General features: G+C 68.2%; 21 protein-coding genes and 1 other RNA gene. 5 read left to right on the top strand and 17 right to left on the bottom strand.

What is annotated here, in order from left to right:
• Window positions 1-49 precede the first annotated feature (49 nt).
• The 8 genes from ccoS to ccoN all read right to left on the bottom strand — a co-directional run bounded on the left by ccoS (window position 50) and on the right by ccoN (window position 7,983).
• Window positions 50-208: a cbb3-type cytochrome oxidase assembly protein CcoS gene (gene ccoS, locus CK951_RS02655; RefSeq protein ID WP_096784692.1), complete on the bottom strand. Its 159-nt coding sequence runs from the start codon at window positions 206-208 to the stop codon at window positions 50-52.
• Window positions 208-2,421, bottom strand: coding sequence for a heavy metal translocating P-type ATPase (locus tag CK951_RS02650; protein ID WP_096784691.1), 2,214 nt, complete (start codon window positions 2,419-2,421; stop codon window positions 208-210). The genes ccoS and CK951_RS02650 overlap by 1 nt, the downstream gene beginning before the upstream one ends.
• Window positions 2,422-2,424: 3 nt before the next feature.
• Window positions 2,425-2,883: a FixH family protein gene (locus CK951_RS02645; protein ID WP_096784690.1), complete on the bottom strand. Its 459-nt coding sequence runs from the start codon at window positions 2,881-2,883 to the stop codon at window positions 2,425-2,427.
• A gap of 1 nt (window position 2,884) precedes the next feature.
• The gene (gene ccoG / locus CK951_RS02640; RefSeq protein ID WP_096784689.1) at window positions 2,885-4,318 is read right to left on the bottom strand and encodes a cytochrome c oxidase accessory protein CcoG; all 1,434 of its coding nucleotides are present in this window, start codon (window positions 4,316-4,318) and stop codon (window positions 2,885-2,887) included.
• Between the two features lie 227 nt (window positions 4,319-4,545).
• Window positions 4,546-5,424, bottom strand: coding sequence for a cytochrome-c oxidase, cbb3-type subunit III (gene ccoP, locus CK951_RS02635; protein WP_096784688.1), 879 nt, complete (start codon window positions 5,422-5,424; stop codon window positions 4,546-4,548).
• Window positions 5,421-5,624 carry a cbb3-type cytochrome c oxidase subunit 3 gene (locus CK951_RS02630; RefSeq protein WP_096784687.1) on the bottom strand — a complete coding sequence of 68 codons (204 nt, stop codon included), beginning with the start codon at window positions 5,622-5,624 and terminating at the stop codon, window positions 5,421-5,423. Before CK951_RS02630 ends, ccoP begins: the two co-directional genes overlap by 4 nt.
• An 11-nt stretch (window positions 5,625-5,635) precedes the next feature.
• Window positions 5,636-6,361, bottom strand: coding sequence for a cytochrome-c oxidase, cbb3-type subunit II (ccoO, locus tag CK951_RS02625; protein ID WP_096784686.1), 726 nt, complete (start codon window positions 6,359-6,361; stop codon window positions 5,636-5,638).
• Window positions 6,362-6,375: 14 nt separating this feature from the next.
• Entirely contained in the window at window positions 6,376-7,983 is a 1,608-nt protein-coding gene (gene ccoN / locus CK951_RS02620) for a cytochrome-c oxidase, cbb3-type subunit I (RefSeq protein WP_096784685.1), read from the bottom strand.
• A gap of 194 nt (window positions 7,984-8,177) precedes the next feature.
• Here ccoN and CK951_RS02615 point away from each other — a divergent pair, with 194 nt between their 5' ends.
• Window positions 8,178-9,026 (top strand): universal stress protein, encoded by an 849-nt coding sequence (locus CK951_RS02615; RefSeq protein WP_096784684.1) that lies wholly within the window; start codon window positions 8,178-8,180, stop codon window positions 9,024-9,026.
• 53 nt (window positions 9,027-9,079) lie between these two features.
• On the opposite strand, the gene fnrL is transcribed toward CK951_RS02615, so the two are convergent.
• Window positions 9,080-9,826 (bottom strand): transcriptional regulator FnrL, encoded by a 747-nt coding sequence (gene fnrL, locus CK951_RS02610; RefSeq protein WP_096784683.1) that lies wholly within the window; start codon window positions 9,824-9,826, stop codon window positions 9,080-9,082.
• A gap of 61 nt (window positions 9,827-9,887) precedes the next feature.
• On the opposite strand from fnrL, the gene hemN reads away from it, so the two are divergent.
• On the top strand, window positions 9,888-11,243 hold the full coding sequence (hemN, locus tag CK951_RS02605; protein ID WP_096784682.1) for an oxygen-independent coproporphyrinogen III oxidase: 1,356 nt from the start codon (window positions 9,888-9,890) through the stop codon (window positions 11,241-11,243).
• Between the two features lie 77 nt (window positions 11,244-11,320).
• Here hemN and CK951_RS02600 read toward each other — a convergent pair whose 3' ends face one another.
• The 6 genes from CK951_RS02600 to CK951_RS02575 form a co-directional block, all read right to left on the bottom strand.
• Window positions 11,321-12,547, bottom strand: coding sequence for a glycosyltransferase family 4 protein (locus CK951_RS02600; protein WP_096784681.1), 1,227 nt, complete (start codon window positions 12,545-12,547; stop codon window positions 11,321-11,323).
• Between the two features lie 8 nt (window positions 12,548-12,555).
• Window positions 12,556-14,157: an ABC transporter ATP-binding protein gene (locus CK951_RS02595; RefSeq protein ID WP_096784680.1), complete on the bottom strand. Its 1,602-nt coding sequence runs from the start codon at window positions 14,155-14,157 to the stop codon at window positions 12,556-12,558.
• On the bottom strand, window positions 14,154-15,260 hold the full coding sequence (locus CK951_RS02590; protein ID WP_096784679.1) for an ABC transporter permease: 1,107 nt from the start codon (window positions 15,258-15,260) through the stop codon (window positions 14,154-14,156). The genes CK951_RS02595 and CK951_RS02590 overlap by 4 nt, the downstream gene beginning before the upstream one ends.
• Before the next feature lies 1 nt (window position 15,261).
• The gene (locus CK951_RS02585; RefSeq protein WP_096784678.1) at window positions 15,262-16,350 is read right to left on the bottom strand and encodes a microcin C ABC transporter permease YejB; all 1,089 of its coding nucleotides are present in this window, start codon (window positions 16,348-16,350) and stop codon (window positions 15,262-15,264) included.
• 16 nt (window positions 16,351-16,366) lie between these two features.
• A complete protein-coding gene (locus CK951_RS02580) occupies window positions 16,367-18,295 on the bottom strand; it encodes an extracellular solute-binding protein (protein WP_096784677.1) in 1,929 nt (642 codons plus the stop codon).
• A 199-nt stretch (window positions 18,296-18,494) separates the two neighbouring features.
• Window positions 18,495-19,019, bottom strand: coding sequence for a cytochrome c family protein (locus CK951_RS02575; RefSeq protein WP_096784676.1), 525 nt, complete (start codon window positions 19,017-19,019; stop codon window positions 18,495-18,497).
• A 120-nt stretch (window positions 19,020-19,139) separates the two neighbouring features.
• Here CK951_RS02575 and CK951_RS02570 point away from each other — a divergent pair, with 120 nt between their 5' ends.
• The gene (locus CK951_RS02570) at window positions 19,140-19,973 is read left to right on the top strand and encodes a prephenate dehydratase (RefSeq protein ID WP_096787137.1); all 834 of its coding nucleotides are present in this window, start codon (window positions 19,140-19,142) and stop codon (window positions 19,971-19,973) included.
• Window positions 19,974-20,135: 162 nt separating this feature from the next.
• On the opposite strand, the gene CK951_RS02565 is transcribed toward CK951_RS02570, so the two are convergent.
• Together CK951_RS02565 and nudC are read right to left on the bottom strand one after the other, a co-directional pair.
• Window positions 20,136-20,609, bottom strand: a complete 474-nt coding sequence (locus tag CK951_RS02565; RefSeq protein WP_096784675.1) for an SRPBCC family protein — start codon at window positions 20,607-20,609, stop codon at window positions 20,136-20,138.
• A gap of 37 nt (window positions 20,610-20,646) precedes the next feature.
• On the bottom strand, window positions 20,647-21,600 hold the full coding sequence (gene nudC / locus CK951_RS02560; protein ID WP_096784674.1) for an NAD(+) diphosphatase: 954 nt from the start codon (window positions 21,598-21,600) through the stop codon (window positions 20,647-20,649).
• Window positions 21,601-21,771: 171 nt separating this feature from the next.
• On the opposite strand from nudC, the gene CK951_RS02555 reads away from it, so the two are divergent.
• Both CK951_RS02555 and ffs read left to right on the top strand, forming a co-directional pair.
• Complete coding sequence (locus tag CK951_RS02555) at window positions 21,772-23,676, top strand: bifunctional 2',3'-cyclic-nucleotide 2'-phosphodiesterase/3'-nucleotidase (RefSeq protein WP_096784673.1); 1,905 nt, start codon at window positions 21,772-21,774, stop codon at window positions 23,674-23,676.
• Window positions 23,677-23,718: 42 nt separating this feature from the next.
• Window positions 23,719-23,817: signal recognition particle sRNA small type (gene ffs / locus CK951_RS02550), an RNA gene on the top strand.
• Window positions 23,818-23,831 lie beyond the last annotated feature (14 nt).

Raw genomic sequence — 23,831 nt, 5'->3', positions numbered from 1 at the left:
CCCTTCAATGCCAGAAGCCCGCCGTCGGTCGAGGGCGGGCCTTCCGGGCTCAGGGGCGGGGATGGTCGTCGTAATCCGTCTTCAGGATGCGGTTCGCATCGCCCTCGGGATCGTCATACTGCCGCGCCTTGAGCGACCAGAAGAAGGCGGCAAGGCCAAGACCGCCCAGGAAAAGCGAGACCGGGATCAGGTAGGCCAGGATATCCATCACTTCACCCTGAGCGCATTCAGCGAGACGCTGATCGAGGACAGCGACATGGCCAGCGCCGCGGCCAGCGGCGTGGCGAGCCCCACCAGCGCCAGCGGCACCGCCACCACGTTGTAGCCCGCCGAGATCGCGAAGTTCTCCTTGATCCGGCGCGTGGCCTTGACCGAGATCCGCAGCGCATCGGCAATGGGTGACATGTCCTGACCCAGCAGCACGATGTCCGAGGCCACACGTGCCGCATCAAGCGCCGAGGCCGGCGAGATCGACACATGCGCTGCCGCCAGCGCCGCCGTGTCGTTCAGCCCGTCGCCCACCATCAGCACGCGCCGCCCCTCGGCCGTCAGCGCCGAAACCCGGGCGGCCTTCGCCTCGGGCAGCGCGCCCGACTGCCATTCCGCGATGCCGAGCCGGCCAGCGAGGCCGGCCACCGCGGCCTCGGTATCACCCGACAGCAGCAGAAGCCGCTTGCCCTGGGCAGACAGCGCCCGCACCGCCTGTTCCGCGCCGGGACGCAGGCGGTCGGTGAAGGTGAAGGCGCGGGTCCCGGCCCCGGCCGTGAGGTAGGTCGCCGTCACCGAAACCGGCTCCGCCCCGACCCATTCGGCCCGGCCAAGCCGCACCGTGCGGCCGTGGAATTGCCCCTCGACACCAAAGCCGGGCACCTCGCGCAGATCGGTGACGGCCGCAGGATGGATGCCGGCCGCCCTGGCCGCGGCCGAAAGCGCCTGCGCCAGCGGATGGGATGAGGCCCCGGCCAGCGCGGCGGCCACCTCGAGATCGGCGCGCGGATGCGAGGCGATGTTGGTCGGCTCGGGCGTCCCCATCGTCAGCGTGCCGGTCTTGTCGAACACCAACGTATCGACCTCGGCCAGCCGCTCGAGCGCCGTGCCGTGCTTGATCAGCAGCCCCATGCGGAACAGCCGGCCGCTCGCCGCGGTCACGACCGCCGGCACGGCAAGCCCCAGCGCGCAGGGGCAGGTGATGATGAGGACGGCGGCCGAGATGTTGATCGAGGTTCGGATGTCGCCGTTGGTGATCCACATCCAGACCCCGAAGGCGGAGAAGGACAGAAGATGCACAAGCGGGGAATAGAGCCGCGAGGCGCGCTCGGCCAGCGAGGTGTAGCGGGTCTTGGCACTCTCCGCGACCGCCACCAGATCGGCCATCCGGTGCAGCGACGAGTCGCGTCCCGCCGCCGTGACGCGGACGGTCAGCGGGCCGGTCAGGTTCACCTCGCCCGCCGAAACCACCATCTCGGGAGCCGCCTGCAGCGGCAGGCTCTCGCCGGTCAGAAGCGAGCGGTCGAGTTCGGAAAAGCCCTCGGTCACCACGCCATCGACCGGCATCCGCCCGCCAGGACGGACACGGACCAACTCTCCCGCTGCAAGCTCGGCGATCGGCACCGTGACCTCGGCCCCGTCGCGCAGCACGATGGCGCGCGGCACCTCGAGTGCGGCCAGCTCCTCGGCGGCCGAGCGGGCGACGGCGCGGGTGCGGTGGTCGAGATAGCGCCCGGCGAGCAGGAAGAAGGTCAGCATCACCGCCGCGTCGAAATAGGCGTGATGGCCGGAGTGGAAGGTCTCGAACAGCGAGATCGACGAGGCGAGGATGATGGCGAGCGAGATCGGCACGTCCATGCCCAGCCGCCCGACGCGCAGCGCGGCCCAGGCGCTGCGGAAGAAGGGCTGCCCGGCAAAGACCACGGTGGGCAGCGCGATGGCGGCCGAGATCCAGTGGAACAGGTCGCGCGTGGCGTTCTCGGCCCCCGACCAGACCGCGACCGACAAGAGCATCACGTTCATCATCGAGAAGCCGGCGACACCGAGGCGCATCAGCAGGTCGCGGCCCTGACGGTCGGTCTCGGTGGCCGACAGGAGGCCGGCGTCCAGCTCGTGCGCCTCGTAGCCGAGCCCGGCCAGCACCTCGATCAGGTCGGCGGCAGTCACGTCGGGCTCGGCATCGACCGAGACCCGGCGCAGGGTCAGGTTCACCCGCGCCGAGCGCACGCCCGGCAGCGCCTCGAGCCCGCCCTCGACGGTCGTCATGCAGGCGGCACAATGCGCCGTCGGCAGCGACAGGACCAGCCGACCCGAGGCCGGGGCAGCCATCGCGGCAAGCCTTTCGGCCGAGGGCGCCGCGACACAGGCGGGACAGGCCGAGGCCGAAGCGGGCACGTCAGCCGGGGGAAGGTCGAGGCGCTCCGCGACGGTCATTGCTCAGCCCTGCACGAAAAGGTCGAGGCGCTGGCGGAACGGCGTGCCGGCGGCGGAGGTCGCCTCGATCTGCAGCATCCACTTGCCATGCCCGAGGGCGACCGGCGCCCGGAAGGCGCCGGAGCGCAGCACGAAGTCCGGCCGGCGATCCTCGCGCGATTCGGTGGTGCGTCCCACCAGCACGTCGAGCGTCTGGACCGCGGCCGGGCGCCCCTCGGCATCGGCAAAGCGCAGGATCAGTTCCTGCGCTTCCGGGTCATAATCCGCCTCCAGCCTCCAGCCGAGCGCCTGCTGCGCCGTGCGCTCGGCATCGAAGGTCTGGCTCGCGACATAGGAGTTCGCGACCTCGAGACCGGGGAAAGTCGAGACCGCCTTGACCGCCATCACGACGTTCACGGCGATGATCACTGCGAAGGCGCCCACGGTGATCGCCAGAACCTTGCGCCCGGTCAGTTCGGCCATGTCAGTTGCCCCTTCCGTTGAAGATCGTGTCGTGGTGCACGCGCTCGCTTGCCGTCAGGTCCTCGACCCAGAGCCGGAGATCTGTCCGCTCGGCGTCTGCCGCGGCGCTGGACTTGTCCGCGATGACATATACGCGCTGCGTCATGGTCTCGTTGGCAGGAACGGTTACCACGGACCCCTCTGCCCCCTCCAGCGAAAGCGACAGGTCGGCCTCGCTGGTCAGCGAGATCTGATACTTGCGGTCGTCGCCCTGCTTGTTGCGCAGGCGCAGGTCATAGGTGTTGCGGATCGAACCGTCCGAGAGCGTGACATAGGTCGGGTTGCGCAGCGGCGTCACGTTGATGTCGATGGGCGAGCGCAGGAAGAGCGCGACCACCAGCGCCACGCCGATCCCCGACCAGAGCGCGGTGTAGATCAGCGTCCGCACGCGGAACACATGGCGCCAGGCGGAGCGCGGTTTCTGCCCCTCGCGCTCGGCCCGCTCGTCCGTCAGGGCGAGGTAGCCGATGAGGCTCGGCGGCTTGCCGATCTTGTCCATCACCTCGTCGCAGGCGTCGATGCAGAGCGCGCAGGTGATGCAGGCGAGTTGCTGGCCGTCGCGGATGTCGATGCCCATCGGGCAGACGTTCACGCAGGCCATGCAGTCGATGCAGTCACCCTGCGCGGGGTCGATCGGCTCGCCCTTCTTCAGCTTGCCGCGCGGCTCGCCCCGCCATTCGCGGTAGGCGACGGTGATGGTCTCCTCGTCCATCATCGCGGCCTGGATGCGCGGCCAGGGGCAGGCGTAGATGCAGATCTGCTCGCGCGCGAAGCCGCCGAAGGCGAAGGTCGTGGCCGTCAGCGTCGCCACGGTGATGTAGGCCACGGGGTGGGCGTTGCCGGTGAAGAGATCGACCAGCAGCGTCGGCGCGTCGGTGAAGTAGAACACCCAGGCCCCGCCGGTCGCGAGGCCGATCAGCAGCCACAGCGTCCATTTGGACAGCCGCTTGCGGATCTTCTCGGCGTTCCACTCCTGCCGCAGCAGGCGGATGCGGGCGTTGCGGTCACCCTCGATCCAGCGTTCCACGAGGATGTAGAGGTCGGTCCACACGGTCTGCGGGCAGGCATAACCGCACCAGACCCGCCCGGCGGCCGCCGTGAACAGGAAGAGGCCAAGCCCCGCCATGATCAGCAGGCCCGCCACGAAGTAGAATTCGTGCGGCCAGATCTCGATCATGAAGAAGAAGAAGCGCCGGTTCGCGATGTCGACGAGGATCGCCTGATCGGGCAGGTTCGGCCCGCGGTCCCAGCGGATCCACGGCGCGAGGTAGTAGATGCCCAGCGTCACCCCCATGATCCACCACTTCAGGGCGCGGAACTTGCCGCTCACCCGCTTGGGGAAGATGGGTTCCCGCTTGGCATAGAGGCTGGTCGTTTCGGTATCGGGGCTGGTCACGGCGGACTCCGGCTGCTTTGATGTTCCGGGTGCTATCAGACCGGTCGGCCCGCGCAACTTGACATCCATCAAAATTACGCATCCGTGATACATCATTCACGGCAGCAAGGACCATCTGCGCCTGTCGTCGGGACAGGAAGGCGCCGACCCCTCGCACTCGGAACACCTGAACATGGGTGAGGAGAAGGCGCCGGCCCGCGGGGCTGCCCCCGCGGGCCGTTCAGCACTTATTCGCCGCCGCCAAGGCCGTGGACATAGACGGCCGCCGCGCGGATGTCGGCTTCGGAGAGGCGGGCGTTCCAGTTCGGCATGACGCCGAACCGGGCATAGGTCACCGTCTCGGTCAGCTTGTCGCGGTCGCCGCCGTAAAGCCAGATCGCGTCGGTCAGGTTCGGGGCGCCCACATCGCGGCTGCCCGCGCCGTCCTCGCCGTGGCAGGCGGCGCAGTTGTCGGCGAAGACCGTGGCGCCTTCGGCGGCGAGCGCCGCGTCATGGTCCTGCCCGGACAGCGCCAGCACATGCTCGACCACCTGGCCGATCTGCGTGGCGTCCAGCAGCTCGTCCGCCCCGAAGCGCGGCATCTCGGAATAGCGCGCCTCGGCGTCGGTGGTGTTGCGGATGCCGTGCGTGATCGTGGTGTGGATCGACTCGATGTCGCCGCCCCACAGCCAATCGTCGTCGAGCAGGTTGGGATAGCCCTGCCCCTGCACGCCCGCAGCACCCGACCCGTGGCACTGCTGGCAGTTGGTGCGGAACACCGCGGCACCGGCGTTGGTGGCATACTGGCGCAGGTCGGGATCGGCCGCGATGGCGGTCAGGTCGGTCTCGACCAGCTTCTGCCGGATGGCCGCGTTCGCCTCGGCAAAGGCCTGGATCTCCTGCTCCACGTCCTGCCGGGTCGAGGCCCCGAGCAGGCCCGGAGTGGCCGCCTTCACCAGCGGCCAGGCCGGATAGAGCAGCGAGTAGCCCACCGCCCAGATGATGCAGGCGTAGAAGGTCCACAGCCACCAGCGCGGCATCGGGTTGTCGTACTCTTGAATGCCATCCCAGGAATGGCCGGTGGTCGGCGGCTCGCCGGACTTCGGTTTCGTCGGTTTCACACTCATTTCCTCGCCTCCTCGGACGACGACTCGGGGTCGTCATCGGCGGGTTTCGTCTCGTGGCGGAAGATCGCGTTGGCAGCCTCGTCATGATGCTTGCGGCTGCCGGGACGCCAGGCCCAGAACACCACGCCCACGAAGAACAGCGTCAGGACGAGCAGCATCCAGCTGTCGGCGAAGCTGCGCAGCAGGCTGTAGGTATCCATGCCCGCCCCTCCTACCGGCTCGCGTCGGGGGTGAAGGTCGAGAAGTCGACCATCGTGCCCAGCACCTGCAGGTAGGCGACCAGCGCGTCCATCTCGGTCAGCTGCGGCTGGCCGTCGAAGTTGCGCACCGCGGCCTTGCCATAGCGCTCGAGCAGCCCTTCGCTGTCCCCGTTCGGATCCGCCTGCACCTTGAAGTCGGCCACCGCGGCTTCCATCATATCGTCCGTGTAGGGCGTGCCGACCGTCCGGTGGACGGTCATCACGTCCTGGATGTAGCGGCCGTCGATCTCGCGATGCGAGAGGAAGCCGTATTTCGGCATGATGGATTCCGGCACCACCGACTGCGGGTTGGTCAGGTGGTCGACGTGCCACTCGTCCGAGTAGCGCTCACCCACCCGGGCGAGGTCCGGGCCGGTGCGCTTGGAGCCCCACTGGAAGGGGTGATCGTACATCGACTCGGCCGCCAGGCTGTAGTGGCCGTAGCGCTCCACCTCGTCGCGCATCGGGCGGACCATCTGGCTGTGGCAGACGTAGCAGCCCTCGCGGATGTAGACGTCGCGCCCCGCGAGTTCGAGCGGGGTGTAGGGGCGAACCCCTTCCACCTTCTCGATCGTGTTCTCGAGGTAGAACAGCGGCACGATCTGCACCAGGCCGCCGATGGTGACCACGAGGAAGCTGAAGATCAGCAGCAGCGTGGCGTTGGTTTCGAGGATCTTGTGTTTTGCGAGGATACCCATGGTCGTCCCCTCCGTCACTCAGCGGGAACGGCCGTGGGACGCAGCGCCCGGGCAGGCGCGGTCGTCACGGTTTTCCACAGGTTGTAGCACATGATCAGCGCGCCGGTCAGGTAGAGCACGCCACCCAGACCGCGGACCACGTTCATCGGGAACTTGGCGGCCACGGTGTCGGCGAAGGCGTTCACGAGGAAGCCGTTCGCATCCACTTCACGCCACATCAGGCCTTCCATGATGCCCGAGACCCACATCGACGAGGCGTAGAGCACGATGCCGATGGTGGCGAGCCAGAAGTGCCACGAGACGAGGCTGAGGCTGTAGAGCCGTTCCTTGTTCCACAGTTTCGGCGTCAGGAAGTAGAGCGCGCCGAAGGTGATCATGCCGTTCCAGCCAAGCGCGCCGGAGTGGACGTGACCGATGGTCCAGTCGGTGTAGTGGCTGAGCGAGTTCACGGCCTTGATCGACATCATCGGGCCTTCGAAGGTCGACATGCCGTAGAAGCCGATCGAGACCACCATCATGCGGATGATCGGGTCGGTGCGCAGCTTGTCCCAGGCGCCCGAGAGCGTCATCAGGCCGTTGATCATGCCACCCCACGACGGCATCCACAGCATGATCGAGAACACCATGCCGAGCGTCGAGGCCCAGTCGGGCAGCGCGGTGTAGTGCAGGTGGTGCGGGCCGGCCCAGATGTAGAGGAAGATCAGCGCCCAGAAGTGCACGATCGACAGCTTGTAGCTGTAGACCGGACGCTCGGCCTGCTTCGGCACGAAGTAGTACATCATGCCGAGGAAGCCGGCTGTCAGGAAGAAGCCCACGGCGTTGTGGCCATACCACCACTGCACCATGGCGTCCTGCACGCCCGAGAAGACCTGGACGGACTTCGAGCCGAAGAACGAGACGGGGATCGACAGGTTGTTGAAGATGTGCAGCATCGCCACGGTGACGATGAAGCTCAGGTAGAACCAGTTCGCCACGTAGATGTGGGGTTCCTTGCGCTTGATGATCGTGCCCAGGAACGCGGCGAGATAGGCGACCCAGACGATCGTCAGCCACAGGTCGAGGTACCATTCCGGCTCGGCGTATTCCTTCGACTGGGTGGCGCCGAGCAGGTAGCTCGAGGCGGCCAGCACGATGAAGAGGTTGTAGCCCCAGAACACGAACCAGCCGAGGTTGCCACCCCAGAGCCGCGCGGCCGAGGTGCGCTGCACCACGTAGAAGCTCGTCGCGATCAGGGCGTTGCCGCCGAAGGCGAAGATCACCGCCGAGGTGTGCAGCGGACGCAGGCGCCCGAAGTTCAGATAGCCCTGCGCCCATTCGAAGTTGAGCGACGGGAAGGCCAGCTGGAACGCGATGATGACGGCCACCAGGAAGCCGACGACACCCCAGAAGGCGGTCGCCACCACGCCGTAGCGGATGACCCCGTCCATATACTCGGTCTGCAACACCGGCTGGGGACGAACATCGTTCCCCACCCTGCGCACCTGCCAGAGGAAAAGGCCGCCAGCCACCAGCATGACCGTTACGGCGTTCACCATGTATGCAAGGTCGCGCGCGTAGTTGGCGGCGATCGCGGCACATAGCGCGATCACGCCTAGCGCGACCAACTTAACATAATCCCACATCTTGCGTCCCTTCGTCTTCGCTAGGCCGACTCCCCCGGCCGATGCTAATCGACAGGCCGTGTGTGGCGGCGTGTCGCGGATTCTGCCTTGATCCATGTCAATGGTTTCGGCTCTGATACTTGATCAGCATCAAGGAACAAAGCCCCTTTCGATCACAACATCCGGGTCGGAAGCTTTCGGCTGGAGATTGTGAAATGGCCTACAAATCCCTGCTTTCCGTGGCCACTTCGCCCGATCGGGTGGAACCCGTGCTCTCGGTGGCGTCGCGTCTCGCGCTGGCGGAAGACGCTCATCTTGACGTTCTCGCCCTCGGAATCGACGGGACCCAGGTGGCCTACTACAACATGGGCGGCACCGCGGTGGTGCTGCAGATGGCGCTGGAACGCGCCGAACAGGAGGCGCAGGCCGTCGAAAAGGCCGCGCGGGCGGCGCTGGCCGCGCAGCCCGTCACGCTGCGCAGCTCGGTCGAGACGGCGGTGGCGCAGATGGGCGGCCTCAGCGGCCTCGTGGCGATGCGCTCGCGCTTCGCCGATCTCGTGGTGCTGCCGCGCCCCTACGGCAAGGGCCGCGGCGCCGAGGCCGAGGCCGTGGTCGAGGCCGCGCTGTTCGAGGGTCAGGCGCCCGTGCTGGTGATTCCCGACGACGCGAGCCTCAGCGATCACTACGGCAATCGCATCATCATCGCCTGGGACCAGAGCCGCGAGGCCCTGACCGCGGTGCGCAAGGCCATGCCCTTCCTGCTGCGGGCCGAGGTGGTGAACATCGTCATCGTCGATCCCTCGGCCCATGGCGCCGAGCGGTCGGACCCGGGCGGCGCACTGTGCCAGATGCTCGTACGGCACGGCGTGCGCGCCGAGGTCTCGGTGCTTGCCAAGACGCTGCCGCGCGTCTCGGACGTGATCGCGCGCCATGTGCGCGACCAGAATGGCGATCTTCTCGTGATGGGTGCCTACGGGCACTCGCGCTTCCGCGAGGCGATCATCGGCGGGGCGACCCGTGACATGCTGGAACTGGCCGAAGTGCCGGTCCTGATGGCGCACTGACGCTCGGTGATGCGCCCACTTCGCCCGCCCCTCCCGGGGGCGGGCCCTTCGCTTCAGACCAGAAGGCCGCCGTCACTGTCGTCGCCCGCCTCTTCCAGAAGCCGGGCGAAATCGTTCACGATCACGTGGCGCTTGCCTTCCAGCGAGATCACCCCGTCGCGCTTCAGCGCCGAGACCTGCCGGCTGACCGTCTCGAGCGTGAGGCCGAGGTAATCCGCCATCTCCTCGCGCGTGAGCGGCAGGTCGAACGTCAACGGCCCCTTCGGGTCGCGCAGCTTCAGCGCCGCGTCGCGCCGGGCGATGATGGCAAGCAGGCTTGCGATCTTCTCGCGCGCGGTCTTGCGGCCCAGCAGCAGCATCCACTCTCGCGCGGCATCCAGTTCGTCCAGCGTCATTTCCAGAAGGCGCTGCCCGACGTGGGGCGTCTTCTGCATCATCTCCTCGAACGGCTTGCGGCGGAAGCAGCACATCAGAAGGTCGGTGGTCGCGGTCACGTCATAGGCCACGGTCTGGCGTCCCGGACGCCCCACGAAGTCCGAGGGCAGCAGCAGGCCCACCATCTGGCGCCGGCCATCCTCCATCGTCTGGGTCAGCGTGGCGATCCCGGTCACCACCGAGGCCACGAAATCCATCTTGTCCCCCGACCAGATCACGGTCTGCCCAGCCTGATAGCTGCGGTAGTACTTGATCTGCTCCAGCGTCGCGAGTTCATCCGTATCGCACCGTGCGCAGACGGCACGGTGACGGATCGGACAGTCGCCGCAGCGGTGGAGGATTGTTGGGACTTCGAGCAGCGTCATGCCGTTTCCCCGCTTGATCTGAATCAAAGCAATAAACGAGTTTCGCGCCTAGCGAAAGTCGATGCAGTCGGTTTCTCAACTTGCAAAATTCGGGCTCTTTGACGCCCGCGTGCCGCGCTACACGAGCTACCCGACCGTGCCGCACTTCGGTTCCGGCGTGACCGACCGCCTTCATGGCGAATGGATCTCGGCGATTCCGGCCGGCAGTTCAATATCGCTATACCTGCACGTTCCGTTTTGCCGCAGGTTGTGCTGGTTCTGCGCATCCCGCACGCAGGGGACGAGTTCCGATGCGCCGGTGCGCGCCTATGCCGCAGCCCTGAAGTCCGAGATCGCCCTGCTTCAGGCGAGGCTGGCGCCCGGCATCCGGCTGTCGCGGCTGCACTGGGGCGGCGGCACTCCGACGCTGCTGCCGCCGCATCTGATCGTTGAACTGGTTTCGGCCATCCGCGACGCCATCCCCGCAGCTCCGGACACCGAGTTTTCGGTGGAGGTCGATCCCAACGAGATCGACGCCGCGCGCCTTGATGCGCTGGTCGAGTGCGGCATGAACCGCGTCTCGATCGGCGTGCAGGATTTCGACCCCGCAATCCAGAAGATCATCGGCCGCGAACAGGGCTACGACGTCACCCTCCGGCTGGTCGAGATGCTGCGGGACCGGGATGTCGCGGGCCTGACCGCCGACATCCTGTTCGGCCTGCCGAATCAGACGCAGCTGGGCATTGCCAGCACGGTGCAGAAGCTGCTTGCCCTAGCGCCCGACCGGGTGGCGCTCTACGGCTATGCCCATGTGCCGTGGATGTCGCGCCGGCAACTGATGATCTCCTCGGACACGCTGCCCCGGCCCGAGGAGCGGCTGGAGCTGTTCCAGACCGCGCGCGAGCTGTTCCTGTGGGACGGCTACACCGAGGTCGGGATCGACCATTTCGCGCGGCCCGGCGATGCCCTCGCCCGGCTGCCGGCCGAGGGGCGGCTGCGGCGCAGCTTCAATGGCTACACCGACGACCCGGCCGAGGTGCTCGTGGGCCTCGGCGCTTCGGCGATCTCGCGGTTTCCGCAGGGCTTCACGCAGAACGCCGCCAGCACCTCGGACCACATGCGGGCGATCCGCGCCGGCCATTTCTCGACCATGCGCGGGCACATCCTGTCCGACGAGGACCGGCTGCGCGGCCGGATGATCGAACAGCTGATGTGCGAGTTCCGGATCAGCCGCGCCCGGATCCTCGCCCGGTTCGGCATCGCGCCCGAGCGGCTGGAGGCGATGTTCCGGGCGGTGGCGCTCGACTTTCCCGAAGTCGTCGAGATCACCGGATACGGGCTGGAGATCGCGCCCTCGGGTCGCGCCCTCACCCGCATGATCGCACGGCGCTTCGACGCCTATGACCAGAACCCGCTGAGGCCGGGGGTGCCAGCCTGAAACCACCCGGGTTGACGGCCCCCGGGCAGGGCGATCAGGCTCGGTTCGGGGTCGCGGCCCCCGCCATGGCCGGGCGCTCAGGCGTGCGGCGCGAAGCGCTCCACGAACTCCACCATCCTCGGCAGGCAGACCGAGCGCAGGTCGTAGCGGCTCAGGATCGTCTCACGCGCCGCATCGCGCAGGGGGCGGAAGCGGTCCGGGTCGGCCAGCGCCTCGGTCATCACCTCGGACCAGCCCTTCACGTCGAAGAAATCGACCAGAAGCCCGTTCATGCCGTGGCGGATCACCTCCTCGACCGGCGCAGTGCGCGAGCCGATGACCAGCGCCCCCGCCGACATCGCCTCGAGCATCGACCAGGACAGCACGAACGGATAGGTCATGTAGACATGCGCCCGGCTGACCTGCATCAGCGCCTTGAACCGGTCGTAGGGCACGCGGCCGACGAAATGCAGCCGCGAGAGGTCGAGGCGGTCGCCGACCTCGGCCAGAATGCGCTCCTTCCACGTGCCTTCCGCCGGCGCCGGGCCATAGCTCACGCCGTCGCCGCCGACCAGCACCACCTGCGCATCGGGCCGCGCCGCCAGCACCGCGGGCAGGGCACGCAGGAAGACGTGGTAGCCGCGATAGGGCTCGAGGTTGCGGTTCACGAAGGTCAGAACCTCGTCGCCGGGCCTCAGCACGCGGCCATCGGGCAGCGCAAAGCCCGCGCCGGGATCGGGCGCCACCGCCTGCGTGTCCACCCCGTCGTGGATCACCTCGATCATCCGCCTGAGCGGCGCAGGATAGGTCGAGGCCTGCCACAGCGTCGGCGACAGCCCCGCATCCGCATGCAGCAGCGCCTGCCCCAGATGCGCCGCACGACCTTGCGCGATCATCACCGCGTCGAAGCCGCGGCGGTCGAACTCGGGATCGAAGGCCACGTCCTGCCCGATGCCGCGATAGTAGAACTCGGCGTAGATCAGGAGTTTCGCCTCGGGCCAGACCTCCTTCAGGAACAGCGTCTCGCCCCAGCCGGAATGGCCGAAGATCACGTCGGGGCGATAGCCGCGCTGGTCGCGCAACTGCACCGCCGCCCGCGCGACCGTCACGCCGCGGTCGCTCATCTGGGTGTAGTTGCGGCCCAGCCGCGTCGCCTGCGGATCGGGCAGCGGCGTCTCGTGCCGGTAGCGCAGAACCGGGATCGGCGCCTCGCGCATGTTCGTGCCGTCGGTCAGGGCAAGGCACTCGTGCCCGCGGCGCGCAAGCTCGGGCGCGAGATGCAGGAACTGGCCGGGAAAGTTCTGGTGAACGAACAGGATCTTCATGGCACTCGTCAAACCGCCTGGCTGAGCCCTCCACCGAAGGCGGCGGCCAGCAGCGTCCGCGCGTATTCGGTCTGCGGCCGCTCGAAGACGTCGTCGCCTTCGCCGGCCTCCACGACATCGCCGTCCTTCATGACCAGGACCTTGTGCGACAGGGCGCGGATCACCCGCAGGTCGTGGCTGATGAACAGGTAGGCGAGGCCCCACTTGCGTTGCAGTGCGCGCAGAAGCTCCACGATCTGCACCTGCACGGTCATGTCGAGCGCGCTGGTCGGCTCGTCCAGCACCACGAACTTCGGGCGCAGGATCATGGCCCGCGCGATCGCGATGCGCTGGCGCTGCCCGCCCGAGAACTCGTGCGGATAGCGCCCCATGGCCGTGGGATCGAGGCCGACCTCGGTCATGATCTCGGCCACCATGTCGCGGCGGTCGCGCCCCTTCTCGACGCCATGCACCCCAAGGCCCTCGGCAATGATCTGCTCGACCGTCATTCGCGGCGAGAGGCTGCCATAGGGGTCCTGGAACACGATCTGCATGTCGCGGCGCAGGTCGCGCAGGGCACGGCCCGGGCGGGTGTGGATCGGCTGGCCGAGGAAGACGATCGGCCCCTCCGACTCGATCAGCCTCAGAAGCCCCAGTGCGAGCGTCGTCTTGCCCGATCCGCTTTCGCCCACCACGCCCAGCGTCTCGCCCGCGCGGATCGAGAGCGTCGCGCCGTTCACCGCCTTCACATGCCCCACGGTGCGCTTCAGAAGCCCCTTCTGGATCGGGAACCAGACACGCAGCCCCTCGGTGCGCACGATCTCGGCCGCGCCTTCGGGCACCGGATCGGGCCGACCCTTTGGCTCTGCCGCGAGCAGCTTCTGCGTGTAGGGGTGTTTCGGCGCAGCGAAGATCTGCGCGGCCGGACCCTGCTCGACGATCTCGCCGCCCTGCATCACGCAGACCCGGTCGGCGATCCGCCGCACCACGCCGAGGTCATGGGTGATGAAGAGAAGGCTCAGCCCCTCGGTGCGCTTCAGTTCCGCCAGCAGGTCGAGGATCTGCGCCTGGATCGTCACGTCGAGCGCGGTCGTCGGCTCGTCCGCGATCAACAGGTCCGGCCCGTTCGCCAGCGCCATCGCGATCATCACCCGCTGCCGCTGCCCGCCCGAGAGCTGATGCGGATAGGCGCCGAGCCGGCTTACCGCATCGCGGATGCCGACCTTGGTCAAGAGGTCGAGGATACGCGCCCGAGCCGCAGCCCCGACCAGCCCCTGATGCAGCGCAAGGCTCTCGCCGATCTGCCGCTCGATGGTGTGGAGCGGGTTGAGCGAGGTCATCGGCTCCTGGAAGATGAAGCTGATGTCGTTGCCGCGCACCTTGCGCAGGCTGGCCTCGGGCGCGCCGACCATCTCGCGCCCCTCGTAGAGCACCGATCCCGTGACCTCGGCGCTGTCGGGCAGGAGCGAGACGGTGGAAAGCGCCGTTACCGACTTGCCCGAGCCGCTTTCGCCGACCAGCGCGACGGTTTCGCCGCGGCCGACCGAGAAGCTCACCCGCTTCACCGCCTCGACGATCCGCCCGTCCTGCCGGAAGCGGACGGTGAGGTCCTGAACCTGAAGCACGCTCATCGGAAGGTCTTTCGCGGATCGAAGGCGTCGCGGACACCCTCGAAGATGAACACCATCAGCGAGAGCATGATCGCGAAGGCGAAGAAGGCGGTGAAACCCAGCCACGGCGCCTGCAGGTTCTGCTTGGCCTGCAGCGTCAACTCGCCCAGCGAGGGCGCGTTCGACGGCAGCCCGAAGCCGAGGAAGTCGAGCGCGGCAAGGCTGCCGATGGTGCCGGTGATGATGAAGGGCAGCATGGTCAGCGTGGCGACCATCGCGTTGGGCAGGACGTGGCGGAACATGATCACCCCGTCCGCCACTCCAAGCGCCCGCGCCGCCCGGACGTACTCGAAGTTCCGCGCCCGCAGGAACTCGGCCCGGACGACGCCGATCAGGCTCGTCCAGCCGAAAAGCACCATCAGCCCCACCAGCAGCCAGAAGTTCATCTGCCAGATCGCGGCCACGATGATGATGATGTAGAGCGAGGGCGTGGAGCCCCAGAGTTCGATCACCCGCTGGAAGATCAGGTCGGTCAGCCCGCCGAAATAGCCCTGCACGGCGCCCGCGGCGATGCCGATGGCCGAGGTGAGGAAGGTCACGATCAACGCGAAGGCGACCGACAGGCGGAAGCCGTAGATCACCCGCGCCAGCACGTCGCGCGCCGTGTCGTCGGTGCCGAGCCAGTGGTCGGCATCCGGCGGCGAGGGTGCCGCACGGCCGATGTCGTTGATCGTGTCGTAGCTATAGGGGATCGGTGGCCAGAGGATCCAGCCGCGCTCGATCGGCTGGCCCTCGACCGTGCCCCCCTTGGCCTCGGCCTCGACGCCCTCGGGATCGTCCCAGCAGGCCTCGTGCCCCCCTGAGACGATCAGGCAGCGTACTTCCGGGTCGCGATAGGCGGCCTCGGTCTGGAAGTCGCCGCCGAAGGTGGTCTCGGGGTAGAACTGCGTGATCGGGGTGTAGAGACTGCCGCGGTAGCTGATCAGCAGCGGCTTGTCGTTCGCCAGAAGCTCGGCAAAGAGAGACAGGCCGAACAGGATCGCGAAGACGAAGAGCGAGAAGTAGGCCCGGCGGTTCGCCTTGAAGTTCCGCCAGCGGCGCTGGTTGAGCGGGGACAGCGCCATCTCAGCTCCGCGTCCCGAAGTCGATGCGGGGATCGATCCAGACATACATCAGGTCCGACAGGATCCCCATGACGAGGCCGAGCAGGCCGAAGACGAAGAGCGTGCCGAAGATCACCGGGTAGTCGCGCGCCACCGCGGCCTCGAACCCGAGCCGGCCGAGGCCGTCGAGCGAGAAGATCGTCTCGATGATCAGGCTGCCGCCGAAGAAGACCGAGACGAAGACCGACGGGAAGGACGCGATCACGATCAGCATGGCGTTGCGGAACACGTGGCCGTAGAGCACACGCCCCTCGGTCAGCCCCTTCGCGCGGGCGGTCATGACGTATTGCTTGCGGATCTCGTCAAGGAAGGAGTTCTTCGTCAGCAGCGTCAGCGTCGCGAAGGCCGAGATGGTCGAGGCCACCACCGGCAGCGTGATGTGCCAGATGTAGTCGGCGATCTTGCCCGGGATCGACAGACTTTCCCAGTTGTCGGATGTCAACCCGCGCAGCGGGAACCACTGCCAGTAGGAGCCGCCGGCGAACAGCACCAGCAGGAGGATCGCGAACAGGAAGCCGGGGATGGCATAGGCCACGATGATGGCGCCGCTCGTCCAGGTGTCGAAGCTGGAGCCGTCCTTCACCGCCTTGCGGATGCCGAGCGGGATCGAGACCAGATAGGCGATCAGCGTGGACCACAGGCCCAGCGTGATCGAGACCGGCATCTTCTCCAGCACCAGATCGACGACCGAGATCGAGCGGAAATAGCTCTCGCCGAAGTCGAAGCGCAGGTAGTTCCACATCATGTTGAGGAACCGCTCGAGCGGCGGCTTGTCGAAGCCGAACTGCCGCTCCAGATCCGCGATGAACTCGGGCGGCAGGCCGCGCGAGCCGACATAGCGTTCGTCGGCCTGCCCGGCCGCCGCGATGTCGCCGCCGGCATCGCCGCCGCCCGCGACCGTCTGGAACACGTCGCCCTGCCCTTCGAGTCGCGCCAGCACCTGCTCGATCGGGCCGCCGGGGACGAACTGGGTCAGGGCGAAGTTGATGACCATGATGCCGAACAGCGTCGGCAGGATCAGCAGCAGTCGCCGGAGGATGTAGGCTCCCATCGTGGGGTGCGGCCCTTTACTGTCTCAGCGCGCCCGATGCGCGCAGCGCCTGCGCCTTGTCGGGGTTGAACCACCAGAAGTCCAGTTCTCCCAGCGCATAGGGCGGCAGCGTCTCGGGGTGTTCATACATGTCATAGTAGGCGACGGTGTGGCTGGCCTTGTACCATTGCGGCACCCAGAAGCGTTCCAGCCGCAGGACGCGGTCGAGTGCCTTCGTGGCCGTCACCAGCTCGTCCGAGGACTTGGCCGCCAGCACGACCTCGATCATCCGGTCGACGGCCGGGCTTTTCAGACCCATCATGTTGAAGCTCGAGACATCCGCCGTCTCGGAGCCGTAATACTGCTTCAGCTCCGACCCCGAGATGTAGTTCGTCCGCGCGTTGCCCGTCGCGATGTCATAGTCGAAGCTCGGCGGGCGGGTGCGGCTTTCCATCTGCGCATTGTCCACCCGCGTCATCACCGCATCGATCCCCAGCGCGCGCAGGTTCTCGACGTAGGGATTGATCACCCGGTCGAAGGTCTGGCTGTCGTTCAGGAACTCGATCCGCAGCACCTCGCCCTTGGCATTGCGGCGCAGGCCGTCGTCGCCCACCGCCCAGCCGGCCTCGTCGAGCAGCTTGCTCGCGGCGCGCAGGTTCTTGCGGTCCAGCTGGCGGTCGCTGGAGACGGGCGGGCTGACGGGCGGGTCGGTCAGGATGGAGGCCGGCAGCAGCCCCTCGTCCACCAGCGGCTTCAGCAGCGCGACCTCGGCCTCGGACGGCGGGCCGCTCGGCTCGAGATAGCTGTTCTCCCAGAAGGAATCGACGCGGGTGTAGAGGCCGTAGAAGAGCGTCGCGTTCGACCATTCGAAGTTGAAGACGAGGTTCAGCGCCTCGCGCACGCGGGGGTCCTGAAACTTCTCGCGGCGGAGGTTGAGCATCCAGCCCTGCCCGGTGGCCTTGGCACCGGAAGGCAGCTCGACCTTCTTCACCACGCCGGATGCCACTGCCGGAAAATCGTAGCCCGTTGCCCAGAGGATCGAGGAGGCCTCGTTGCGGAAGGTGTAGCTGCCGCCCTTGAAGCCCTCGAAGGCCGCGTTGTAGTCGGCGTAATACTCGATCCGGATCGTGTCGAAATTGCCGGTGCCACGGGTGATCGGCAGGTCCTTGCCCCAGTAGTCGGGGTTCCGGCGATAGACGACGGTCTGGCCCACGTTCATCCGGTCAAGCACATAGGCGCCCGAGCCGAGGAAGGGCTTGAGGCTGCCTTCCTCGAGGTCCAGCCCTTCGCGTTCGTATTGCGCCTTCGACAGGACCGGCAGGCCGCCCACGTCCTGCGGCAGGTCGCGGGTCGGAATGCCGGGCTTGAAGGTGAACTTGACCCGGTGGGTGTCCAGCGCCTCGGTGCTCTCGACCTGCTGGGCGAAGACGGTGCGGAAGTCCGTGAGGCCCTTGGTCAGGAAGGTCTGGTACGAGAACACGACGTCCTCGGCCGTGACCGGCGTTCCGTCCGAGAACTTCGCCTCGGGGCGCAGGTTGAAGATCACCCAGCTGCGATCCTCGGGATATTCCAGCGTCTCGCAGAGCAGGCAGTAGGCGGCGCCGATCTCGTCCGCGGTGCCCACGAGGATGGATTCATACATCACCGAGGACAGCGCCGCCGCACGGCCCTTCACCGAATAGGGGTTCATCGAATCGAACCCGCCAAAGGCCCATTCCGAGATCTCGCCGCCCTTGGGCGCATCGGGATTGACGTAGTCGAGATGTGCAAAGTCGGCGGGATACTTCAGGTCGCCGAAGGTCGAGATGCCATGCGCCTTGATGACCTTCTGTTCCTCGGCATGCAGCGGCAGCGCCGCCGCCGTGACGACCAGAAGCCCCAGCCCGCCCAGAAGCCATGGCCGCACGTCGGGAAGTCTCTCAGCCGCGACCCCACCCTGCGCCGTGCGCGCCCCGACTTGCGCCATGCCGTTCTCCCTGCCTCGTTACGCGGGCCTCGCGCCCATCGGCCCATGCTAAGGCGCAATCCGCGGCGGCCTCAAGTTGCGATTGCGTGACGATGGCGGTCGGGCGGCCGGGAATGGCAAAAGCCGCCCCGGGGCGAGGCCGGTGAATGGCAAAAGGCCGCCCCAGGGGGCGGCCCGGAAGGCAGGATGCGCAGGCGGCTTACTGAAGCGAGGCCAGATAGGCCACCACGTTCGCCCGGTCCGCTTCCTTCGGCAGGCCGGCAAAGGTCATCTTGGTGCCCGGCACGTGACCCTTTGGGTTCTCGATGAAGCCGTTCAGCTCGTCCAGCGTCCAGTTCGGAGCAGCGCCTGCATGGGCCACCATCGCCTCCGAATAGGCGAAGCCCTCGACCGAGGCCACCGCACGATCGACCACGCCGTCGAGATGCGGGCCGGTCGCGTTCGATCCGTCGACCTTGTGGCAGGCCGCGCATTTCGCGAAGGCCTTCTGTCCGGCGGCGACATCGGCCGCGGCCACCAGATCGGCGAAGGGAACCGCCGCCTCGGCGGTCTCCTCCTCCGCGGCCCCCGCCCCGGTGTCGATCACATAGGCCTGCTCGGCCTCGTCGCCATGCCCGCCGCCGATGGTATAGAGCGCATCGGCCGCCCATCCCCCAAGAAGGAACACCAGAAACGCGCCGCAAACGGCGCCGACCGCCTTCGTCAGGGTCATCGTGTCGAACATGTCGCATTTACCTCGATTTGGGTCCGCGGGACATGTACCCGCTTCTTCCCCGCGCTTTCAAGGTGTAGTAGCGCCGCCGGGCGCGGGGACAACCCGTTTTTGATCGCGGAGACCGATGGCATGACCGGCCGAATCGCATTCCAGGGCGAACCGGGCGCCTATTCCCACGAAGCCTGCCGACAGGCGCGTCCGGGAATGGAGGCCGTGCCCTGCCGCACCTTCGAGGATGCGATCGAGCTTGTCCGCTCGGGCGAGGCGGATCTGGCGATGCTGCCGGTCGAGAACTCGACCTATGGCCGGGTGGCCGACATCCACTCGCTGCTGCCGGGGTCGGGCCTCAGGATCATCGATGAGGCCTTCGTCCGGGTGCACATCAACCTGCTCGCGGTCCGCGGAACGCCGATCGGCAAGATCGAGGCCGCGATGAGCCACACCGTCCTGCTGGGTCAGTGCCGGTCGTTCCTGCGCCGTCACGGGATCCGCTCGGTGACCGGCGCCGATACCGCCGGCTCGGCGCGGCTGGTGGCCGAGAAGGGCGATCCCAGGCTGGCCGCACTGGCCTCGGAACTGGCCGGCGAGATCTACGGCCTCGACGTGGTGGCCCGCCACATCGAGGACCAGTCGAACAACACCACGCGCTTCCTCGTGATGGCGCGCGAGGCGGACTGGACCCGCCGCGGCCCGGGCAAGATGGTCACGACCTTCACGTTCCGGGTGCGCAACATCCCCGCCGCGCTCTACAAGGCGCTTGGCGGCTTCGCCACGAACAGCGTCAACATGACGAAGCTGGAAAGCTACATGGTCGGCGGCTCGTTCGTCGCGACCGAGTTCTACGCCGACATCGAGGGCCACCCCGAGGATCCGAACGTGGCGCTGGCACTCGAGGAGCTCGGTTACTTCACCAGCCAGCACGAGATCCTCGGCGTCTATCCCGCGGACCGAGGCCGCGGCTGAAGCATCGGCCGCGGGGCGATCAGGCAGACAATCGTCTCGATTCCGGCGCGACGGCCGTGCGTCGCCACGGGCGGTTCGGCCCTGCCGGGGAAGCGCGGCGCGGGCCACGGCTTCCCACCGGCGGCGCTGCTATGCGAACGTTCGGTTCGATGCGAGCGCCGGTCAGGCCCTCGTGCCGGCCTTCCAGCGATCCTCGATATCGGCGGCAAAGCCCGCGACGCGGGTCTCGAGCTTGCGCTGGAACTTGCCCTTGGCCAGCTTCAGCGACTGCACGAGGACCCGGGCGGCGATGGTCGTCGGCTTGACCTCGGAGATCACGCCGACCCGCGTCCGGCGCGGTCCCAGTTCCACGAACTCCAGCGCCAGATGGGCCCGGACCGAATAGCCATGCCCCTCGAGGACCAGCCGTTGCCCCGGCTCGATCGAGGCGAGGCGCAGGTCGATCTCGCGCGGCTTGCCCTGATAGCCGAAGCGCACGAGCCAGCCCATGCCGGGCCCCGCCTCCGGAGTATGATCGAGCCGCTGGACCTCGACGCCGCGCCGCAGGGCCGCGCGCTCCCAGACGACGAAGTCCGACAGGAGGTCCCAGACGAAATCGATCGGCGCCTCGACGTCTTCCTTCGTGCTCAGCCGCATGGCCCATCCCCTTGGCAGATCCGGGCGCCTTCTGGCGTCAATCGAGGCGATCCGCAAGCCAGTTGGCGATCAGGAAATGCGCGATGGCGCCTTTTCGCGCCGGCTTCACCCGGGGGTGGTGGCCGGCCATCACCGACACCATCTCCTCGCGAGTAAGCCAGAGCGCATCCTCGAGTTCCGCCGGATCGAGCGTGATCGCATCGGTCAGCGCGACCCCGTGGCAGCCGACCATCAGCGAGGCGGGGAAGGGCCAGGGCTGGCTGGCGAGATAGCGGACTTCGCCGACCTTCACGCCGGTTTCCTCGTCCACCTCGCGCCGCACGGCCGCCTCGATGGTCTCGCCCGGCTCGACGAAGCCCGCGAGGCAGGAATAGAACCCCTCGGGCCAGCCTGCCGAGCGGCCGACCAGCGCGCGGTTGCCATGGGTGACCAGCATGATGACGACCGGATCGGTGCGTGGGAAATGCTGCGCCGCGCAGACGGGGCAGCGGCGCTGCCAGCCGCCCTCGGCCGGCTCGGACGGCGCGCCGCAGGCCGAGCAGAACCGGTGGCTGCGGTGCCACTGGACCAGCGCCTTCGCGGTGGCGGCAAGTTCCGCCTCGCGCGGGTCCAGCTGCAGCATAAGGCCGCGCAACTCGCCGAAGGCGATGGTCGCCGGCAGGGCCGGATGGGTCTGGAAGCCGGGATCGAAGAAGCCGGCCGCGACCGCCTCGGCACCCGCCTCGGGCGCCCAGTCCGAGACATCGGCGGCAAAGCAGGGCGCATCACCGTCGAGGCCGAGGAAGACCGGCTCCTCGGCCCCTGCCAGCACGGGATGTCCGGCCGGCAGCCATGCCAGCCGCGCGCCATCGGCAAAGAGCGGCTTGCCGCGCCAGACCGGCAGCACGCGCCCGGCCGAAAACATCGCCGCCAGCCCCTCCGCATCGCCGCGCAGCCGGCCCGCGCGATCCAGCCCCGAGCCGCCGAAGACCACCGTTTCCGCGTGCCGCATCCGCAACCTCCCGATCAGCCCCCGCCCTCATGCCACGGCTCGGGCCGGCGGGCCAAGCGCGACGAGAAGGGTGCTGGCGCATCCGGCGGCGCGGGCCTAGCCTCGGCCCGTTCGAAGCGATCGCCCGGCGCGCAGTCCCCGACGCTGGCGGCCGCGGACCACGGAGACGGGATGAGCCATACCCCCCTGCCCCCTCCCGCGGGCGCGCCCGCAGCAGCGACAGCCCTGCCGCACCGGCCGGAGCAGGTTGCGGCCGCCGAGGTGCCGCTTCGCATCCTCGCCACCACCGATCTGCATGTCGAGATCCTGCCCTATGACTATCATGCCGACCGCGAGGTCGAGGGGCCCGCGCTGGCCTGCACCGCCACGCTGATCGCCGAGGCGAGGGCCGAGGCGGCCAACGTCCTGCTCCTGGACAATGGCGACCTGCTGCAGGGCAACCCGATGGGCGACCTCTGGGCACAGCGCGGGATGGACGGCGGGACCCACCCGCTGATTCAGGCGATGAACGCGCTTGGCTATGACGCTGCGACGGTCGGCAACCACGATTTCGACTACGGGATCGACTTCCTGATCGAGGCGCTCGCCGGCGCGGCCTTTCCCGTCGTCTCGGCCAACGCGGTGCTGGCGCTCGGCGAGACGCCGCTTCATGACCGGCCGCTGCTGCCGCCCTATGCGGTGCTCGAGCGCAGGCTGGTCGATCGCGCGGGCCGCGCTCATCCCGTCCGGATCGGGGTCCTGGGCCTGCTGCCGCCGCAGGTGCCGCTCTGGGATCGGGCGGTGCTGGGCGACCGTCTGGTGACGCGCGACATCTTTCCCTGCGCCGCGGCCTGGGTGGAGGAGATGAAGCGTGTCGGCTGCGATCTGGTCGTGGCGCTTTGCCATTCCGGGATCGGCGACAGCGAGGCGCACCCCGGGCAGGAGGACGCGGCCGTGCCGGTCGCGGGCCTTCCGGGGATCGATGCCGTGGTGGCGGGCCACAGCCACCTCGTCTTCCCCTCGCAGGGTTTCCCGACCGGGCCCGGGATCGACCCGGTGGCGGGGCGGATCGCCGGCAAGCCCGCGGTGATGGCGGGGGCGCGCGGTTCGCACCTCGGCGTGATCGACCTGGTGCTGCGGGCGAACGCCGGGCGCTGGACCGTGGCCACCGCCGCGGCCGAGGTGCGGCCCCTGATGCGCGCCGTGCCGCCCGCGCCCGCCATCCTGCGCCTGGCGGAGGCGGCCCATGCCGAGACGCTGCGCCATGCCCGGCACCCCATCGGGCATTCGCTGACGCGGATCACCAGCCACTTCGCGCTGGCCGCCCCCTCGGCCGGGGTGGCGCTGGTGGCCGAGGCACAGGCGCGCCATCTGGAACGCGTTCTGACCGGGACCGACCTTGCCGGCCTGCCGATCCTGTCGGCCGCGGCACCCTTCAAGGCGGGCGGACTCGGCGGGCCGCAGAACTACACCGACATTCCTGCCGGCGACCTTGCCCTGCGGCATGCGTCGGACCTCTACATCTACCCCAACCTGATCGCCGCCGTCCGGCTGACCGGCGCGCAGATCGCCGAATGGCTGGAGCGCGCCGCGAGCATCTTCGCGCAGCTCGCGCCCGGCATTGCCGACCAGCCGCTGATCGATCCGACCGTGCCGAGCTATACCTTCGACCTGATCCACGGCCTCGACTTCACGATCGATCCGAGCGAGCCCGCCCGCTACGACGCGCACGGCCAGCTGCTGCGGCCGGAGGCGCGCCGCATCCGCGGGCTGGCCCGGCACGGCCGCGCGGTCGATGCCGGCGACGCCTTCGTGGTGGCCACGAACAGCTACCGTGCCGGTGCCTCTGCCCGGCTGTTCGGCGAGGTGCCGGTCTGGTCGGGCAGCGACAGCATCCGCGACATCCTGATCCGGCACATCGCCGGGACATCGCCGATCGCACCGGTAGCGCCGGCCTTCTGGCGGCTGGCGCCGGTGCCCGGCGCCTCTGCCATCCTTCTGTCCGCACCCGATCCGGCGCCGCCGCCGCCCGGCCTTCGGCTGACGCGGCTCGCGCCCGACACGGGGGGCTTCTCGCGCTTCCGCCTCGCGCTCTGACGGGTGCTTGCAAATGCGACGGGGCGGGCCTATATCGGCCGGCGAGAGGTTGGCGCGGGCAGGCGCCTCGCCAACCCGGTCAGGTCCGGAAGGAAGCAGCCGTAACGAGTCCCGTCTGGGTCGATGTCCAGCCTCTCACCTTTCCCCGACAGCAG

Origin of the sequence: Rhodobacter sp. CZR27 (assembly GCF_002407205.1) — a bacterium.
GTDB lineage: Bacteria > Pseudomonadota > Alphaproteobacteria > Rhodobacterales > Rhodobacteraceae > Cereibacter_A.
The sequence above is the reverse complement of the archived record's forward strand: the minus strand, read 5'-3'. Positions and strand labels throughout refer to the sequence as shown.

Coding starts and splice junctions, on each gene's coding strand:
- ccoS (WP_096784692.1), bottom strand. CDS start 208: ATGGATATCCTGGCCTACCTGATCCCGGTCTCGCTTTTCCTGGGCGGT.
- CK951_RS02650 (WP_096784691.1), bottom strand. CDS start 2,421: ATGACCGTCGCGGAGCGCCTCGACCTTCCCCCGGCTGACGTGCCCGCT.
- CK951_RS02645 (WP_096784690.1), bottom strand. CDS start 2,883: ATGGCCGAACTGACCGGGCGCAAGGTTCTGGCGATCACCGTGGGCGCC.
- ccoP (WP_096784688.1), bottom strand. CDS start 5,424: ATGAGTGTGAAACCGACGAAACCGAAGTCCGGCGAGCCGCCGACCACC.
- CK951_RS02630 (WP_096784687.1), bottom strand. CDS start 5,624: ATGGATACCTACAGCCTGCTGCGCAGCTTCGCCGACAGCTGGATGCTG.
- ccoO (WP_096784686.1), bottom strand. CDS start 6,361: ATGGGTATCCTCGCAAAACACAAGATCCTCGAAACCAACGCCACGCTG.
- ccoN (WP_096784685.1), bottom strand. CDS start 7,983: ATGTGGGATTATGTTAAGTTGGTCGCGCTAGGCGTGATCGCGCTATGT.
- CK951_RS02615 (WP_096784684.1), top strand. CDS start 8,178: ATGGCCTACAAATCCCTGCTTTCCGTGGCCACTTCGCCCGATCGGGTG.
- fnrL (WP_096784683.1), bottom strand. CDS start 9,826: ATGACGCTGCTCGAAGTCCCAACAATCCTCCACCGCTGCGGCGACTGT.
- hemN (WP_096784682.1), top strand. CDS start 9,888: ATGCAGTCGGTTTCTCAACTTGCAAAATTCGGGCTCTTTGACGCCCGC.
- CK951_RS02600 (WP_096784681.1), bottom strand. CDS start 12,547: ATGAAGATCCTGTTCGTTCACCAGAACTTTCCCGGCCAGTTCCTGCAT.
- CK951_RS02595 (WP_096784680.1), bottom strand. CDS start 14,157: ATGAGCGTGCTTCAGGTTCAGGACCTCACCGTCCGCTTCCGGCAGGAC.
- CK951_RS02590 (WP_096784679.1), bottom strand. CDS start 15,260: ATGGCGCTGTCCCCGCTCAACCAGCGCCGCTGGCGGAACTTCAAGGCG.
- CK951_RS02585 (WP_096784678.1), bottom strand. CDS start 16,350: ATGGGAGCCTACATCCTCCGGCGACTGCTGCTGATCCTGCCGACGCTG.
- CK951_RS02580 (WP_096784677.1), bottom strand. CDS start 18,295: ATGGCGCAAGTCGGGGCGCGCACGGCGCAGGGTGGGGTCGCGGCTGAG.
- CK951_RS02575 (WP_096784676.1), bottom strand. CDS start 19,019: ATGTTCGACACGATGACCCTGACGAAGGCGGTCGGCGCCGTTTGCGGC.
- CK951_RS02570 (WP_096787137.1), top strand. CDS start 19,140: ATGACCGGCCGAATCGCATTCCAGGGCGAACCGGGCGCCTATTCCCAC.
- CK951_RS02565 (WP_096784675.1), bottom strand. CDS start 20,609: ATGCGGCTGAGCACGAAGGAAGACGTCGAGGCGCCGATCGATTTCGTC.
- nudC (WP_096784674.1), bottom strand. CDS start 21,600: ATGCGGCACGCGGAAACGGTGGTCTTCGGCGGCTCGGGGCTGGATCGC.
- CK951_RS02555 (WP_096784673.1), top strand. CDS start 21,772: ATGAGCCATACCCCCCTGCCCCCTCCCGCGGGCGCGCCCGCAGCAGCG.